This is a genomic window from Ruegeria sp. YKSD163 (assembly GCF_059612905.1).
In genome coordinates, this window is record NZ_JBXWRM010000018.1 from 17,824 (window position 1) to 32,623 (window position 14,800).

Sequence of the window (14,800 nt, forward strand, 5' to 3'; positions counted from 1 at the left end):
GATGTCATCGAACCTTCGTCCGGATACCCTGGCCAATCCGCAAGCGCCGCGTTGGTGGCTGTGGATTGTCGACCGCGTCGCGGCCGTTCCTGGCCGGTCCTGGGCGGTGCTGCTGATCCTGCTGGTGATGCCACTGGTCGCCAATGATTTCTTCCTGTTCCAGATATTTGGCTGGAGTTTCATCCTGGGCATCGTGGCGCTTTCGCTGATGTTCCTTGCGGGCTATGGCGGCATGGTCAGCCTGATCCAGATGTCGGTGGCCGGGCTTGCGGGCTACATGGTGGCGTTGTTCGGCGAAAGCGGCACCGCAATCAGCCTCGGCCTGCCATGGTGGTTCGTGCTGCCGGTGGCGATCGCAATCGCGACGCTGTTCGGCGCGCTGGTGGGGCTGCTGGCGGTTCGGACCGAGGGCATCTACACCATCATGATCACGCTCGCGATGGCCTCGGCCTTCTACTATTTCACCCGCCAGAACTATACGATCTTCAACGGGTATACCGGTTTCAACCTGGTTCTGCCGCCAGCGCTGTTCGGGGTAGATTGGCGTCAACCTGTCCCCTTCTACTATCTTACCCTTGGCATCGCCGGGCTCTGCTACCTGCTGGTGGCATATGTCTCCCGCGCACCGCTCGGGCTGGCCCTCCAAGGGGTCCGTGACAACCCCCGTCGCATGGCGGCGCTGGGCTTCAATGTCACCGCGCATCGGGTGGCGGCCTATGCGTTCGCGTCAGTTCTGGCCTCGATCGGAGGCATTCTGCTGGTCTGGCAGAATGCCCAGATCGCGCCGGGCACGGCAGGGATCCATGCAACCTTCGACATCCTGATCATCGCCGTGATCGGCGGGCTCAGCCGGCCCAGCGGTCCATTCCTGGGGGCGTTTCTGTTCGTGCTTCTGGCGACTTTTGCGCCCGATCTGCTGCGCGCCATCGGCGCCTCGGGCGAACGCTACAAGATGCTGATCGGCGCGATCTTCCTGATCGTGGTGTTTGCCTCGCCGGATGGAATTCTGGGCCTTTGGGAGCGGTGGAGAGCGCGGATGGCCCGCGACGACATGATACGCGGCCAGGGGGGGCGGAACAATGAGTGAAACCGGATTGGAACAAGCTGCGGTCGCGGTCAGCAACTCAGCTTCGTCTCATGCGCTTGAGTTGAGTGGAGTGTCCAAACTCTTCGGTGCGCTGGCCGCTCTTAGTGAGATCGACCTGGCGATAAAGCCCGGGGAACGCCGGGCCGTTCTGGGGTCGAACGGGGCGGGCAAGACCACGCTGTTCAACTGCATCACCGGAGATTTCCCGCCGAGCAGTGGCCGGATCCGCATGTTCGGCGAGGATGTCACCCAGTTTCCGGCGCAGGAGCGTATCCGCCGGGGATTGCGGAGAACCTATCAGATATCGCTTCTCTTCAACGGGTTGACCGTTAGGGACAATGTTTATCTTGCGTGCCGGGGGATATCGCGGGGGCGGTATTCGTTTTTGCGGCCAAGGGCCGATGACAGCCTGATGCAAGCCACCGAGGACCTGATTGCCGCGGTGCATTTGAGCGATCTGATCGACACGCCGGTCGCTGTCCTGGCCTATGGCCAGCAGCGTCAACTGGAGATCGCGCTGGCCCTTGCAGGTGCGCCGCGGCTGATCCTGTTCGATGAGCCGGCGGCCGGCCTGTCCCCGACCGAACGGCGCGAACTGGTCGAGATCCTGACCGGTCTGCCGAGGCATATCGGCTATGTCATCATCGAGCATGACATGGACGTGGCGCTGCGCGTCGCCGAGCGGGTCACGATGATGCACAACGGGCGCATCTTCAAGGAAGGGTTGCCCGAAGAGATCGAGAACGATCCCGAGGTACAGGCGCTCTATCTTGGAGGTGGCCATGAGTGACGGACGCAAAGCATCGGCGCCCGCTCTCGAGATCAAGGGACTCAACGTATATTATGGCGCCAGCCACGCCTTGCAGGGCGTGGACTTGGGCCTGAATGGCGGAGTGCTGTCCGTTGTCGGGCGAAACGGCATGGGCAAGACGACCCTTTGCAAGGCGATCATGGGTCTGGAACCCGCCAGTTCGGGTACGATCAGTTTCGGCGGGCAGGTCCTCAATGGCAAGTCACCGGCGGAAATCGCGCGCATGGGGGTCGGTTATGTGCCGCAAGGGCGTAGGCTGTGGCGGTCACTGACGGTGGACGAGCATTTGCGCCTCGTGGCGCGAAGCGGTGGCGCCTGGACCATCGAACGGATCTACGACAGTTTCCCGCGCCTCGCCGAGCGCAAGTCGAATGGCGGCGCACAGCTTTCGGGCGGGGAACAGCAGATGCTGGCAATCGGGCGGGCGTTGTTGCTCAACCCAAGGCTTCTGGTCATGGACGAGCCGACCGAGGGGCTGGCGCCGGTCATTGTCTCGCATGTCGAGGACATGCTGCTGAAGCTCGCCGACGAGGGTGATATCGACGTTCTGGTAATCGAGCAGAACATCGGCGTAGCCACCAGCGTGGCCGAGACCGTGGCAGTCATGGTCAATGGGCGGGTCAGCCGGATCGTCCCTTCGCGCGATCTGGCGGCCGATCGCGACCTGCAGCAACGACTTCTGGGCGTCGGCCAACATGCCCATGACGAGGATGCGGATGCCGAACCGACCCAAAGCGATATGCAGGCCGGCTCGCTGATCCAGCAGTACCAGGCAGCAAGCCATCCGATCCCGCAGATCACACGGTGGTCCTCGATCGCGGGTGCGGGCAACAAGCCCATCGTCCGTAGCACCGAAGCCGACCAGCCGGGCATTCTCGTGCTGGGGGCGATGAGCCGGACCGCCACCGAAATACGAACGACCCGCGCGCTGTTGCGGGAGGCGGGACACAAGGTCACCACGGTCGACATCTCTACAGCGGCCGACCCGGCGTCATTGGCGGATGTCCCCGCCCATCAGCTTGCGGCCTGGCATCCAAGGGGTGCCGCCGGCATCCATGACGGGGTGACACCCGACCCACGACTTGGCGTCGCCGAGGCGCTGGAGCGTTTCCTGACAGCCCGGCCCGGCGTCGAAGGTGTTCTTGCCATTCTCGACCTTGGCGAGGCGGCGATCATCGTGCCCCGGATCATCGCGACGCTTGGACAGGTGCCGGTTCTGGTGGTCGCACCGGCGGCGTCGAGCGATCTTTTGACCATAGTAACCGGCGGTCGGTTGCTGGTGTTTCCGGCCGATGGCGACGCGGGTCTCACACGCGCGGTTCGCGCCGGAGCCCAGGCCATGGCGGGACTGCTCGCCCCCGTCACCGCAGGGGACACCGGGGCGCGCGTGGCTGGTCACGTCGCGCTGATTTCGGGCTTGGCGGGCGGATCGCGGGCCGCGTCCGTTACGGCGATGCTGGGGCATAATCATCGCTGTGTCACCTACGCGCCGACACGGGCGGGGGTGGACGAACTCAAACTGGCCATCGCGTCCGGGGTTGTAAAAGCCGTTATCGATCTGGATCAGTCCGATATCGCAGCGCAGATGCTCGGCGGCGTGATCGACACGGTTCCTGACCGGATCAAGGAACACTGCACCGCAGGTTGCCCCTATATTTCGGTCCTCGGCGGCGGCGACCTGATCTATGCGCATCGGCCGGATGGGCCGGGCATATCTATCCGCAAGACGGTCCGGGCCGAAGCCGAAGCCGTCGGACGGAGCTATGCCGGTGCTCTGAACACGGGCAACGGCAGGATTACGGTGATTGTACCGACAGCCCCGCAAGGCAGCCCCGCATTCTGGACAGGCGACGCGTTTGTCTCGGTTTTCGAGGAAAGCGGGCAGCGCAAGCTTGTGCGTTCACCCGGCGCCGCGTCGAGCGGCGAGACCATGCAGTATCTGGCCCGCGCCCTTGACGAGAGCCTGAAGGGTGGCGCGCCGGGCCGCCGGTCCGCGGTCGCCTCCGTCTATGGGGCAAGCGCGCCATGAGCCCGATCATCACCACAAAACAAGACAAAGCCGGGGCGGCAACTCCGCCCGCACCTCTAGGGAGGATATGAAATGGAAGCCGGACAAATCATCGCTCAGCTAATCCTGTGGCTGATCGTTGCGGTCATCGTGATCGCCATCATCTATTGGGTCATGCACTGGCTCTATCGCCACTCGACCAAGGAAACCGCCTTTGTGCGCACGGGTTTCCTGGGTGAAAAGGTGGTCGTGGATGGTGGTGCCTTCGTCTGGCCGATCATCCACGACATCACGCCCGTCAATATGAACACGCTGGCGCTGCGCATCAGCCGCACCCGGGAAGCGGCGGTGATCTCGCATGATCATGTCCGGGTCGATGTCGAGGCGGACTTCTTTGTCCGTGTTGCGCCGGATCGCGAGTCGGTATCCATCGCGGCAAGCCGGCTGGGCCGCAGAACGCTGAACCGCGAAGAGGTTCAGGGGCTTCTGGAGGGCAAGTTCGAAAGTGCGCTGCGGTCTGTCGTGGCCGAGCTTGATCTGGTGACTTTGCAGGAACAGCGCCACACCGTCGTCAAACGGATCAAGGAAACCGTGCAAGAGGACTTGCGGTTCAACGGGCTTGAGCTGGAAACGGTGGCTATCCTGGACATCGACCAAGCAGGGCTCGAGTTCTTTAATCCCTCCAACCGGTTCGATGCCGAGGGGATGACCGCGCTGATCCGCGATATCGAGGAAAAGCGCCGGTTGCGCAACGATATCGAGCAAAGCGCGATGATCCAGATCCGCAACCGCAACCTGGCGGCTGAACGCGAGGCCTTGAATATCGACCGCGAAAGCGAGCACGCGCGGCTGGAACAGGAGCGCGAGATAGAGTTGCGCCGCGCCCAGCAACAAGCCGAGATTGCCCGTGAGCGCGCAGAGCGCGAAACCGAGGCGGAGAATGCCCGGATTGCCGCGCGAGAGGCGACCGAGACGGCCCGGATCGCGACCGAACGCGCCATCCGCAGCCAAGAGATCGACAGGAACCGGCAGATCGACGCGGCCGAAATCGAGGCGCGCGAAGCGACCGAACAGGCGCGACTTGCACAGGACCGTAGCCTGACAGCGTCGCGGATCGCCCACGAGCAGGAGATCAAGGCACTGGAAATCGCGCGCAGCGAGGCGCTTGAAGTCGCTGAAATCGCCGCGCAGGAAGCGACCGAAAGGCAACGCATCGCCCAGCAGGCCAAGATCAGCGAAATGCGCATCAGCGAGGACCAGCGCGTGCGCGCGCTGGAAATCGAGCGCAAGCGCCTGGTCGAGGAGGCCGAGATCGCTGCAAATCAGGCCGTCGAGGCGGAACGCATCGCGCAGCGCAAGGCGATAGATGCGGCCCGGATCGAAGCCGAAAGCGAAACCCGCAGCAACGAGATCGCGCGCAACCGCGCGGTGGATGAGGCGCGCATTGCCGCCGACGAGGCGCTGGACGCGGCCCGTATCGCACAACGCAAGGCGGTCGAAGCCAAGCGGATTGCGGTCGAAGAAGAGTTGCGCACCCGCGAGATCGAGCGTGAGCAGGCCAATGAACAGGCCGCGTTGATGATGCGCAAGGCTGTCGAGGCCGAACGGATCGCGGTCGAAAAGGCCGTGAAGGCCGAACGGATCTCGGCAACGGCTGAAACCGACCAGATGGAAATCGAGCGTAACCGGGCGATCGACGAGGCCCGCGTTGCCGCCGAGGAGGCAGTCGAGGCGGCGCGCATCGCGCAAGCCGCCGAACTGGCCGCCCGCCGCATTGCCACCGAAGAGGCGACCCGCACCCGCGAAATCGCCCGCGACGAGGCTCTGGACGCCGCGGTCATCGCGCAGCGCGAGGCGGTTGAGCGCAAGCGCATCACCACCGAGCTGGCACTGGAGCAGGAACGCATCGCCAGCCAACAGGAGCGCGAGATCACCAACATCCGCAGCCGCGAAGAGGTCGAGACCGCCGAGATTGCCCGCGAGGTGGAACTGTCGGCCAAGCGCAGCGCCAAGGCCGAAGCCGATGCAAAATGGCGCCGTGCCGAGGTCTCGGCCCGCTCTGTCGTGGAATCGGCTGAGGTTGAACGCGAAAAGACATTGGAGGCCGCACGGCTGGAACGGCGGCGGGCGCTGGAGCAGCTGGAGATCGCTCGTCATCAATCGTTGCGCGAAGCCGAGATTGCAAGCCACGAAGAGATCGAGCGCGCGCGCATCGCGTCGGAACGCGGGCTGGACGAGGCACGCATTGGTCACGAGACCGAACGCCGGCAACTGGAAATCGGTCGCGAGAAGGCCGTCGAAGCGGCCAATATGGAAAAGGCCATCATCCTGTTCCAGAAATCGCTTGAGGAATCCGCCGCCCGCGCCGAGGCAGAACTGGCCAAGGCCCGTGCCGTCGAGGCATCCGAACAGGTCCTGACCGCCCGGGAAACCGAAGCCGCCCGCCGTAAGAGCAGCATCGACGTTCTCATGGCGGAAAAGGCCGCTCAGGAGGCTAGGCTGGCAGCCGAAGCGGCCAAGATCCGCAGCGCAGTCGAGGCCGAAGCTCAACGCCTGATGAACGAGGCCGAGAATGTCCTGACCGATCCGGCGCGGATGTCCCTGTTCCGTCGCAAGCTGCTTGAACATGTCGAGGGTATCGTCGCTGCCTCGGTCAAGCCCATGGAAAAGATCAATGATATCAGGATTATGCAGCTGGATGGCATCGGGGCGAACGGCGCCGGCACCGGCAAGAGCGGCAGCCCGACCGATGAAGTGATCAATTCGGCTCTGCGCTATCGGGTGCAGGCGCCGCTGGTCGACAGCCTGCTGGCCGACATCGGCATCGACGGCGCCAATATCGCACGTCAGGGCGGGCTTCTGCGCGAGGCCTCGGACCTGAACCGCATCGTGCAGGACGAACGTCGGGACGCGAAGACGAACAAAGACGTGGGTGATGTCCGGAAGGGCAAGGAATAATCATGCCACGGGTCTTTTATTCGGCGATCCTCAAGGCGCCATCGGACCGTATCTGGCAGGTCTTGCGCGACTTTGGCGGATTGCATCGGTGGCTGCCCGGCGTCGTCCAATGCGCGGTCGAGGATGGCTGCCGGGGCGATCAGGTCGGTGCGGTCCGGCAACTGATCGTCCGCGATGGTGGCGCGTTTCGTGAACAGCTTGTCGCGTTGTCGGATTACGATCTTACGCTGGCCTACACGATCCTCGAAGCGCCTTTCGCGCTGACGGATCACCTTGCCGAGATGAGGGTGATCCCCGTGACCGAGGGTGGCGGAAGCTTCGTCGGCTGGTCGGCAGAGTTTAACTGTCCAACGACCAGCCAGGACAAGACAAGCCGGTTCATGGTTGACGAAGTGTTCCGGCCGGGTCTGACCGCATTGGAGCGGGGGCTGACAACATGATCCGGGTGATCCGTTCCGCTGCCTATCCGGCTCCGGCCGATCAGGTCTGGCAAACGTTGTGTTCTCTGGGCGATCTGGCGCTTTGGCATCCCGCTGTCCAGTCCAGCCGCGCAGTGGAAGCGCCGCGCGCCCGCGTGGGTGCCGTCCGCCATGTCGCGACGCGTGACGGGCTGAGCATGAAAGAAGAACTGATCGCTTTCGCGGAGCGTGATCGTCGCCTGGAAATACTGACCCGGACTGCCCCGGTCCCGCTGTCGCTGATGTGGCAGGCTTTGACGGTCTTCGGAGTGACAGCGACCGACGGCGCGGTTCTGCGCTGGGAGCTTCGGGCGGACGGGGCGCCCGACTGGACGGACCGGATCCGGGTCTGGTTCGGCGATGGATACATTCCCGCCGGACTGCATGGCCTGGCCGCCCATCTATCGGTTCAACACGACAAACCGATCAACTGACATACGAACGATCCATCAAGGAGGACTACCAATGGCGTTGGAAATCAAGGTTCTGGACTATGGCGATATCGAGCTTGAATCGAGCTTCCTGGTGCTTGGTCACGAGTGTGGCCGGGTCAAGCGGGTACCGGTCTACGGCTTCCTGATCCTGGGCGGCAGCCACCCGGTGCTGGTTGATACCGGCTATCGCGACAATGCGATCATGGAGTCGCTGGGCATGCGCGGCTTGCAGTTTCACGAGAACATGATCGAGAACCAGCTGGCCAAGCATGGTCTGAAACCCGGCGATATTCGCTATATCTGCCACACCCATCTGCATATCGATCACGCAGGCAAGGACGACAAGTTCCCGATGAACACGACGGTCGTGGTGAACCGGCGCGAGATGGAATGTTCGGTCTCGGGGTTGATGCACCCGCAATACCCGATGCCGGACATTCAGCACCTCGTGGAACGTATTCACACCCCCGGTGCGTTGCGTTTCGAGGACCTGGAACTCACCGGCGAGATCGAACTGATCCCTGGCGTGACGCTTGAGGCTGCGAATGCCCATACCGAAGGGTCGATGAATGTGCATGTGCAGACCGCCGAAGGTCGTGCCACGATCTGCGGTGACGTGATCTATGACATCAACACCCAGATCGTCGAACCCTACCGCCAGACGCAGGATCACGAACCGCAGGTGACAGGCAACCATGCCGGGAGCAAGCGGGCCGAGAAGGCGGCGATCAAGAAGCTGCTGAACAGTTCGGATTTCCTGCTGATGGTACATGACAAGCCAGCCAAGGTCGTCGACAAACAGATCGCCGGGCGGCTGGACATGCAGGTCCCGGGTCCGGTGGTTTCGAGCCTGCCCAAACGCAACTGGTTCCCGGTCTAAACCGTGGCCCTGCGCGATGACCAGATCGGTGGCCAGCTGATCGGCAGCGGCTGGCTTGCCGGACAGGGCGAGAAGTTCCTGTCTGAACCGGCCAGCGGCGCAGCGCGTCGATTCACTTCTGCGACCACCGCAGAGGTGGACGGTGCGGCGCGGGCGGCAGAAGACGCATTTGCCGCGTTCGCCGCCACGACCGCGCAGCACCGCGCGCGGTTTCTTGACCGGATCGCCGCCGAGATGAGGGCGCGAGAAGAGCGGATCACCGCGATCGCATGCGCGGAAACGGGCCTGCCTGAGGCCCGGATCAAGGCCGAGTTCGTACGCACCATCGGCCAACTGCGCCTGTTTGCGCAGCATGTTCTGACCCGTGGCTGGCTCGATGAGCGCCACGATCCGGGCTTGCCCACGCGCACCCCGCCCCGACCCGACCTGCGCTTGATCCAGCGCCCGGTGGGCCCGGTCGCGGTATTCGCGGCGTCGAATTTTCCGCTGGCCTTTTCGGTCGCGGGCGGGGATACGGCCAGTGCTCTGGCCGTCGGGTGCCCGGTGATCGTCAAGGCCCACCAGGCCCATCCGGCGACATCGGAAATTGTCGCCGACGCGGTCGACACCGCCCGCAAGGCCGAGCGACTGCCGCCGGGTACCTTTGCCCTGTTGCAAAGCGCGACGCGTATGACCGGCACGGCGCTCGTCACGCATCCTTTGGTGCGGGCCGTGGGCTTTACCGGTTCGACCGCTGGGGGACGAGCGTTGTTCGATCTTTGTGCGGCGCGCCCGGAGCCCATCCCGTTCTACGGTGAATTGGGATCGGTCAACCCGCTGTTCGTGCTGCGCGGGGCGGGGCTGCGACGTGGTGCCGAGATCGCGCGCGCTTGGGCCGCCTCCCTAACGCAAGGTGCAGGCCAGTTCTGCACCAAGCCTGGTCTCGTGATCTTGCCGGCAGGCGAGATTGCCGAACGGTTCCTGCAAGTCGCCGTCGAGGCGCTTGCTGAGACACCGTCGCAGTGCATGCTGAGCGATACGATCGCGCAGGGCTTCCGCGTCAGCATTGCCCGGCTGGAAGAGAAATCGGGCGTTGTCACAGGCCATAACACGGTTGCCAAAGAAGGGCGGGACATGGGGCCGGTATTGCTGCGAACGACGGCCGATGCCTTTTTGGCCGATGCGGAGATGGCCGAAGAGGCGTTTGGGCCGGGTGGGCTTGCAATCACCGTTGCCGATCCGGAGGAAGCGGTGGCTCTGGCCCGGTCCCTCTCGGGCCAGCTGACGGCAACGGTTCATGGCGATCCGGAAGACCAGGCCGAGGCGCATGCGCTGTTTAGCATCCTGGAGCGCAAGGCCGGGCGACTGATCTGGAACGGATTTCCGACTGGTGTCGAGGTCGCCGATGCGATGGTTCACGGCGGACCTTTCCCGGCCTCGACAAATTTCGGACACACATCTGTCGGAACGCTGTCGATCCGGCGCTGGCTGCGGCCCGTCTGTTATCAGGATATCCCGCCCTGGCTGACCCCGGTTCGGTGACACGGCCACCCCGTTCGGCGCCTTGAAAACGGGTCAGAGCCCGTCCTGATCCAGCAGATGGCGCCCCTCGCGGTCTTCGACCTCGATCACCCAAAGATCGGGGTCGAAGCCACGCTGACGGGTGATCGCTGCATCCACCTCGAATTCCGGCCCGCTGGTCAGAACTGCCCAGGATTGCGCGCCGCTCATCAGATCGTATTCGCGGTGATAGGCCACCGCCTGCCCGTCAAGCGTGTTGAGCTTCACCAGAACTGCGCCGGCTGTGTCGTCGCCATGCGACATGACATAGGCGGGGATATTCATCAGGCGCAGGCGTGCCAGATAGGCATGTACCCAGAAATCCGCGGTGAGTCTCGCCATGCACTTTCCTTTCGGCGGCGCGAGAGATTTTTCGTCGAAAAATCTTGGCCTGCGCGCCTCAGTTGCCGTCCTTGAAATCAAGGCCCATCTCGGAATAGCGCTCGGCCTCTTCCAGCCAGTTGGGGCGCACCTTGACCTGAAGGAAGAGGTGGATCTTGCGGTCCAGGAACTCTTCCAGCTCGGCCCGCGCCGCCTGTCCCACAGCCTTGACGGTTTCACCGCGCTTGCCCAGCACGATACCCTTGTGCCCGTCGCGCATGACATAGATCACCTGGTCGATCCGGGCCGAGCCGTCCTTGCGCTCTTCCCAGTTCTCGGTCTCGACGGTCAGTTGATAGGGCAGCTCCTGATGCAGGCGCAGGGTCAGTTTCTCGCGGGTGATCTCGGCCGCGATCATCCGCATCGGCAGGTCCGCGATCTGATCCTCGGGATAGAGCCAGGGGCTTTCGGGCAGTTCCGCCGCCAGCCATTTGCGCAGGTCGTCGACCCCGTGGCCACGTTCGGCCGAGATCATAAAGGTGCGGGCAAATTCGAAACGCGCGTTCAAAGCTTCGGACAGACCCAGCAGTTTTTCCGCAGGCACCCGGTCGATCTTGTTGATGGCCAGCGCCACGGTGCGGCCCTTGGCGATCTCTGCCAGCCCTTCAAGGATACGTTCGACCCCTTCGGTGATGCCGCGATGGGCCTCGACCATCAGCACCACGATATCGGCATCCGCAGCGCCACCCCAGGCGGCGGCGACCATGGCGCGGTCGAGCCGCCGGCGCGGCTGGAACAGGCCCGGCGTGTCGACAAAGACGATCTGCGCCTCACCCTCCATCGCAACGCCGCGAATGCGCGTGCGCGTGGTCTGAACCTTGTGGGTGACGATCGACACCTTGGCCCCGACCATGCGGTTCAACAGGGTCGATTTGCCCGCGTTGGGCTCTCCGATCAGGGCGACAAATCCGGCGCGTGTGGTCATGGGGCGGGTCCTGGTTGCAAGTCGCACCCTCTACAGGGTTTTGCGCGCGCTCGCCAGAGGGCAAATGCCCTTTAGCGACCAGAGGGCGCATTGCGGGCGGTGCCGTCCCATGTCAGCCTGTGTCTCAGGTCCAGCCAACTGACAGCCCGGCCTCTTTCCCAATTGCAGAAATGAGGTGTCGCATGTTTCGTCGCGATCTGTTGTTTGGAGGTGCCGCCCTGTTGGGGGCCGCCGGCTTGGCGCATCTGGGATCCGCCATGGCCCCACACGGGGTGCAGGAGTTGGTGGTTCAGCAAGCGACCTACCAGCTGCGCCAACAGCGGACGGCGGGCATGGTCAGCCTGTCGCCCGACGCGCCGCCGCCGGTTCTGTACGGGCGGCAGGGGCAAGAGATGCGGTTCACTGTCCGCAACAATCTGGATGAGTACACCGCGATGCATTGGCACGGGCTGAGGATCGCCAATGCGATGGACGGGGTGCCCTATCTGACCCAGATGCCGATTGGTCCGGGCGAGGGGTTTGCCTATGCTTTTACCCCGCCCGATGCGGGCACCTATTGGTATCACCCTCATTGCATGACAATGGGACAGATGGCCCATGGTCTGACCGGGGTGATGGTCATCGCCGAGGCCGAGGACCCGGGGTTTGACAGCGAAGAGGTGATCAATCTGCGCGATTTCCGGCTGGATGCGGCGGATGCCTTCCTGCCGGCCTTTACCGCGCGGCGCGCGGCGCGGGGCGGTACCATGGGCAATGTGCAGACCGCCAATTGGCGGCAGGGGCCTGTCTATGATCACAGCGCCGGGTCACTGGTGCGGCTGCGGGTGGTCAATAGCGACACGACGCGGATCTACAAACTCTACCTCGATGGCGGCGCGGCGCGGATCATTGCCTGGGATGGGCACCCGGTCAGCGTCGAACTGCCGGTGCCGCGCGCGGGCGCGCCGCTGCTGCTGGCGCCCGGTCAAAGGGTCGATCTGGCGCTGGCGATGCCGGTGGAGGAGGGGCGGCAGATCGCCCTGATGGCCGATCTGCCCGGCCAGCCGCCCCGTCTGATGGCCGGGCTGCGGGCGGTCGGCTCTGGTCCCAGGCGCGATCTGGCCGAGCTGAAGCCGCTGCCGCGCAACCCGGTGGCCCAGCCTGATCTGGAGCGGGCCGAGCTGCACGAGTTTGTCTTTGGCTGGACACCCGAAGGGGATGCGCCCAATGACGGGTTCTGCGGCACGATGGGCTATTCGTTCTGGTCGATCAATCGCACAGCCTGGGCTGGTGATGCGGCGACGGGCACGGCGCCGCTGGCGGTACTCGAACGCGGCACGAGCTATGTGCTGCGTCTGCGCAACGAATCGCCCAACATTCATCCGATCCACCTGCACGGGCTGGCCTTTGTGCCGATCGCGTCGAACCGGCGCAGCCTGCCGCCGCTCTGGACCGATACGATGCTGCTGTTGAAGGACGAGGTGATCGACATCGCGCTGGTGGCCGACAATCCGGGCGACTGGGCGTTCCATTGCCATGTGATCGAGCATCAGAAAACCGGGTTGACCGGGTTCCTGCGGGTGACCTGAGGCAACGAAGAAGCCCGGCACAAGGCCGGGCTTTTCAAACCGTTGAAGATGGATCAGCCCAGCAGGCGGCGGGCGATCACCTGGGCCTGAATTTCGGCGGCCCCTTCAAAGATGTTCAGGATGCGCGCATCGCAGAGCACGCGGCTGATCTTGTATTCCAGCGCAAAGCCGTTACCGCCATGGATCTGCAAGCCGTTGTCGGCCGCGGCCCAGGCCACGCGGGCGCCCAGCAGCTTGGCCATCCCGGCCTCAAGGTCGCAGCGGTGGCCGTGATCCTTTTCCCAGGCGCTGAAATAGGTCAGCTGGCGGGCGATCATGATCTCGACCGCCATCATCGCCAGTTTATTGGCGACACGCGGGAAGGTAATGAGAGCGCGGCCGAACTGCTTGCGGTCCTGCGCATATTGCATGGCGATATCCAGCGCCGATTGCGCCACGCCAATGGCGCGGGCGGCGGTCTGGATGCGGGCGCTTTCAAAGGTCTCCATCAGCTGTTTGAAGCCCTTGCCCTCTTCTCCGCCAAGCAGGTTCTCGCCTTTGACGTGGAACCCGTCAAAGCCCAGCTCGTATTCCTTCATGCCGCGATAGCCCAGAACCTCGATCTCGCCGCCGGTCATGCCGGGGGTGGGAAAGGGCTCGGCATCGGTGCCCGGCGTCTTTTCGGCCAGGAACATGCTGAGCCCACGGTAATCGGTGGTGTTGGGATCGGTGCGCGCAAGCAGAGTCATCACATGGGTGCGCGCGGCGTGGGTGATCCAGGTCTTGTTGCCGGTGACCTTGTAGTCGCCGTTCTCGTCCTTGACCGCGCGGGTGCGCAGGCTGCCAAGGTCGGAACCGGTGTTCGGCTCGGTAAAGACAGCAGTGGGCAGGATCTCGGCGCTGGCGATGCGGGGCAGCCAGCTGGCCTTTTGTTCGTCGGTGCCGCCCGCGATGATCAGTTCGGCGGCAATCTCGGACCGGGTGCCCAGCGAGCCGACGCCGATATAACCACGGCTGAGTTCCTCGGAAACGACAACCATCGACGCCTTGCTGAGGCCAAAGCCGCCGAATTCCTCGGGGATGGTCAGGCCGAACACGCCCATCTCGGCCAGTTCCTCGATCACCTCCATCGGGATCAGCTCGTCCTTGAGGTGCCAGTCATGGGCAAAGGGTTCAACCTTTTCCACCGCATAGCGGCGGAACTGGTCGCGGATCATCTCCAGCTCTTCGTCCAGACCCGAGGCGCCGAACATGGTGGCGCCGGCCTGCTCCTGCATCAGCTCGACCAGACGAGTGCGCGCGGTCTGGGTGTTTGCCTTCGCCATCAGGGTCTGTACTTCGGTGGCCTGGAAGCCCGACAGGGCGTCCCAGCCCAGACCCAGATCCTGAAGCCGCACGACCTCGCCCTGGTTCATCGGGATACCGCCGGCCAGCTGGTGCAGGTACTCACCAAAGGCGATCTGGTGAATCAGCTGTTCGATCTCGCCGAATTTGCCATCGGCCTGCAATGCTTCGGCCCAGCGCTGCATCTGGTGCAGAGACTGTTGGTAGGTGGCGAGCCAGGACAGGCCATGTGCGGCGGTCTGGTTGGCGTCGAGCAGGGCCCCCGACACGCGACCGCCTTCGCTCACCATCTCGCGCACGGTTTCGCGGGCGCGCTCGAACAGTGCATCCACCGGGGCAAGCGCCGCGCCGGTCAGGCTGAGAAGGTCGGGCAAAAGAACGGTTTGCGTGGTCATCGTCATCGGGTCCTGTCCGTCATGGGCCATGAA

The 14,800-nt window shown here is 63.9% G+C and carries 12 protein-coding genes; 9 read left to right on the forward strand and 3 right to left on the reverse strand.

Annotated elements, in window-relative coordinates:
- Position 1: 1 nt before the first annotated feature.
- The 8 genes from AC2FNA_RS19395 to AC2FNA_RS19430 all read left to right on the forward strand — a co-directional run bounded on the left by AC2FNA_RS19395 (position 2) and on the right by AC2FNA_RS19430 (position 10,157).
- Positions 2 to 1,087, forward strand: coding sequence for a branched-chain amino acid ABC transporter permease (locus tag AC2FNA_RS19395; protein WP_496829359.1), 1,086 nt, complete (start codon positions 2 to 4; stop codon positions 1,085 to 1,087).
- The gene (locus AC2FNA_RS19400; RefSeq protein WP_496829361.1) at positions 1,080 to 1,877 is read left to right on the forward strand and encodes an ABC transporter ATP-binding protein; all 798 of its coding nucleotides are present in this window, start codon (positions 1,080 to 1,082) and stop codon (positions 1,875 to 1,877) included. Before AC2FNA_RS19395 ends, AC2FNA_RS19400 begins: the two co-directional genes overlap by 8 nt.
- Positions 1,870 to 3,927: an ATP-binding cassette domain-containing protein gene (locus AC2FNA_RS19405; protein ID WP_496829363.1), complete on the forward strand. Its 2,058-nt coding sequence runs from the start codon at positions 1,870 to 1,872 to the stop codon at positions 3,925 to 3,927. Before AC2FNA_RS19400 ends, AC2FNA_RS19405 begins: the two co-directional genes overlap by 8 nt.
- Positions 3,928 to 3,999: 72 nt before the next feature.
- Entirely contained in the window at positions 4,000 to 6,864 is a 2,865-nt protein-coding gene (locus AC2FNA_RS19410; RefSeq protein ID WP_496829365.1) for a flotillin family protein, read from the forward strand.
- A gap of 2 nt (positions 6,865 to 6,866) precedes the next feature.
- The gene (locus AC2FNA_RS19415) at positions 6,867 to 7,304 is read left to right on the forward strand and encodes an SRPBCC family protein (RefSeq protein ID WP_496829367.1); all 438 of its coding nucleotides are present in this window, start codon (positions 6,867 to 6,869) and stop codon (positions 7,302 to 7,304) included.
- Entirely contained in the window at positions 7,301 to 7,756 is a 456-nt protein-coding gene (locus AC2FNA_RS19420) for an SRPBCC family protein (protein WP_496829369.1), read from the forward strand. Before AC2FNA_RS19415 ends, AC2FNA_RS19420 begins: the two co-directional genes overlap by 4 nt.
- Positions 7,757 to 7,787: 31 nt before the next feature.
- Entirely contained in the window at positions 7,788 to 8,636 is an 849-nt protein-coding gene (locus AC2FNA_RS19425; protein ID WP_234182801.1) for an N-acyl homoserine lactonase family protein, read from the forward strand.
- A gap of 3 nt (positions 8,637 to 8,639) precedes the next feature.
- Positions 8,640 to 10,157, forward strand: a complete 1,518-nt coding sequence (locus AC2FNA_RS19430) for an aldehyde dehydrogenase (NADP(+)) (RefSeq protein WP_496829371.1) — start codon at positions 8,640 to 8,642, stop codon at positions 10,155 to 10,157.
- A gap of 33 nt (positions 10,158 to 10,190) precedes the next feature.
- Here AC2FNA_RS19430 and AC2FNA_RS19435 read toward each other — a convergent pair whose 3' ends face one another.
- Positions 10,191 to 10,517, reverse strand: a complete 327-nt coding sequence (locus tag AC2FNA_RS19435; RefSeq protein WP_496829373.1) for a DUF1491 family protein — start codon at positions 10,515 to 10,517, stop codon at positions 10,191 to 10,193.
- Between the two features lie 58 nt (positions 10,518 to 10,575).
- Entirely contained in the window at positions 10,576 to 11,481 is a 906-nt protein-coding gene (gene era / locus AC2FNA_RS19440) for a GTPase Era (RefSeq protein WP_496829375.1), read from the reverse strand.
- 182 nt (positions 11,482 to 11,663) lie between these two features.
- On the opposite strand from era, the gene AC2FNA_RS19445 reads away from it, so the two are divergent.
- Positions 11,664 to 13,049: a multicopper oxidase family protein gene (locus tag AC2FNA_RS19445; protein ID WP_496829377.1), complete on the forward strand. Its 1,386-nt coding sequence runs from the start codon at positions 11,664 to 11,666 to the stop codon at positions 13,047 to 13,049.
- Between the two features lie 53 nt (positions 13,050 to 13,102).
- Here AC2FNA_RS19445 and AC2FNA_RS19450 read toward each other — a convergent pair whose 3' ends face one another.
- Positions 13,103 to 14,797 carry an acyl-CoA dehydrogenase family protein gene (locus tag AC2FNA_RS19450; RefSeq protein WP_496829379.1) on the reverse strand — a complete coding sequence of 565 codons (1,695 nt, stop codon included), beginning with the start codon at positions 14,795 to 14,797 and terminating at the stop codon, positions 13,103 to 13,105.
- Positions 14,798 to 14,800: the final 3 nt, after the last annotated feature.

Bases quoted from the DNA above. Each gene is read 5' to 3' on its own strand.
- AC2FNA_RS19445 (WP_496829377.1), top strand. From the start codon at position 11,664: ATGTTTCGTCGCGATCTGTTGTTTGGAGGTGCCGCCCTGTTGGGGGCC.
- AC2FNA_RS19410 (WP_496829365.1), top strand. From the start codon at position 4,000: ATGGAAGCCGGACAAATCATCGCTCAGCTAATCCTGTGGCTGATCGTT.
- AC2FNA_RS19425 (WP_234182801.1), top strand. From the start codon at position 7,788: ATGGCGTTGGAAATCAAGGTTCTGGACTATGGCGATATCGAGCTTGAA.
- era (WP_496829375.1), bottom strand. From the start codon at position 11,481: ATGACCACACGCGCCGGATTTGTCGCCCTGATCGGAGAGCCCAACGCG.
- AC2FNA_RS19415 (WP_496829367.1), top strand. From the start codon at position 6,867: ATGCCACGGGTCTTTTATTCGGCGATCCTCAAGGCGCCATCGGACCGT.
- AC2FNA_RS19450 (WP_496829379.1), bottom strand. From the start codon at position 14,797: ATGGCCCATGACGGACAGGACCCGATGACGATGACCACGCAAACCGTT.
- AC2FNA_RS19395 (WP_496829359.1), top strand. From the start codon at position 2: ATGTCATCGAACCTTCGTCCGGATACCCTGGCCAATCCGCAAGCGCCG.
- AC2FNA_RS19435 (WP_496829373.1), bottom strand. From the start codon at position 10,517: ATGGCGAGACTCACCGCGGATTTCTGGGTACATGCCTATCTGGCACGC.
- AC2FNA_RS19405 (WP_496829363.1), top strand. From the start codon at position 1,870: ATGAGTGACGGACGCAAAGCATCGGCGCCCGCTCTCGAGATCAAGGGA.
- AC2FNA_RS19420 (WP_496829369.1), top strand. From the start codon at position 7,301: ATGATCCGGGTGATCCGTTCCGCTGCCTATCCGGCTCCGGCCGATCAG.
- AC2FNA_RS19400 (WP_496829361.1), top strand. From the start codon at position 1,080: ATGAGTGAAACCGGATTGGAACAAGCTGCGGTCGCGGTCAGCAACTCA.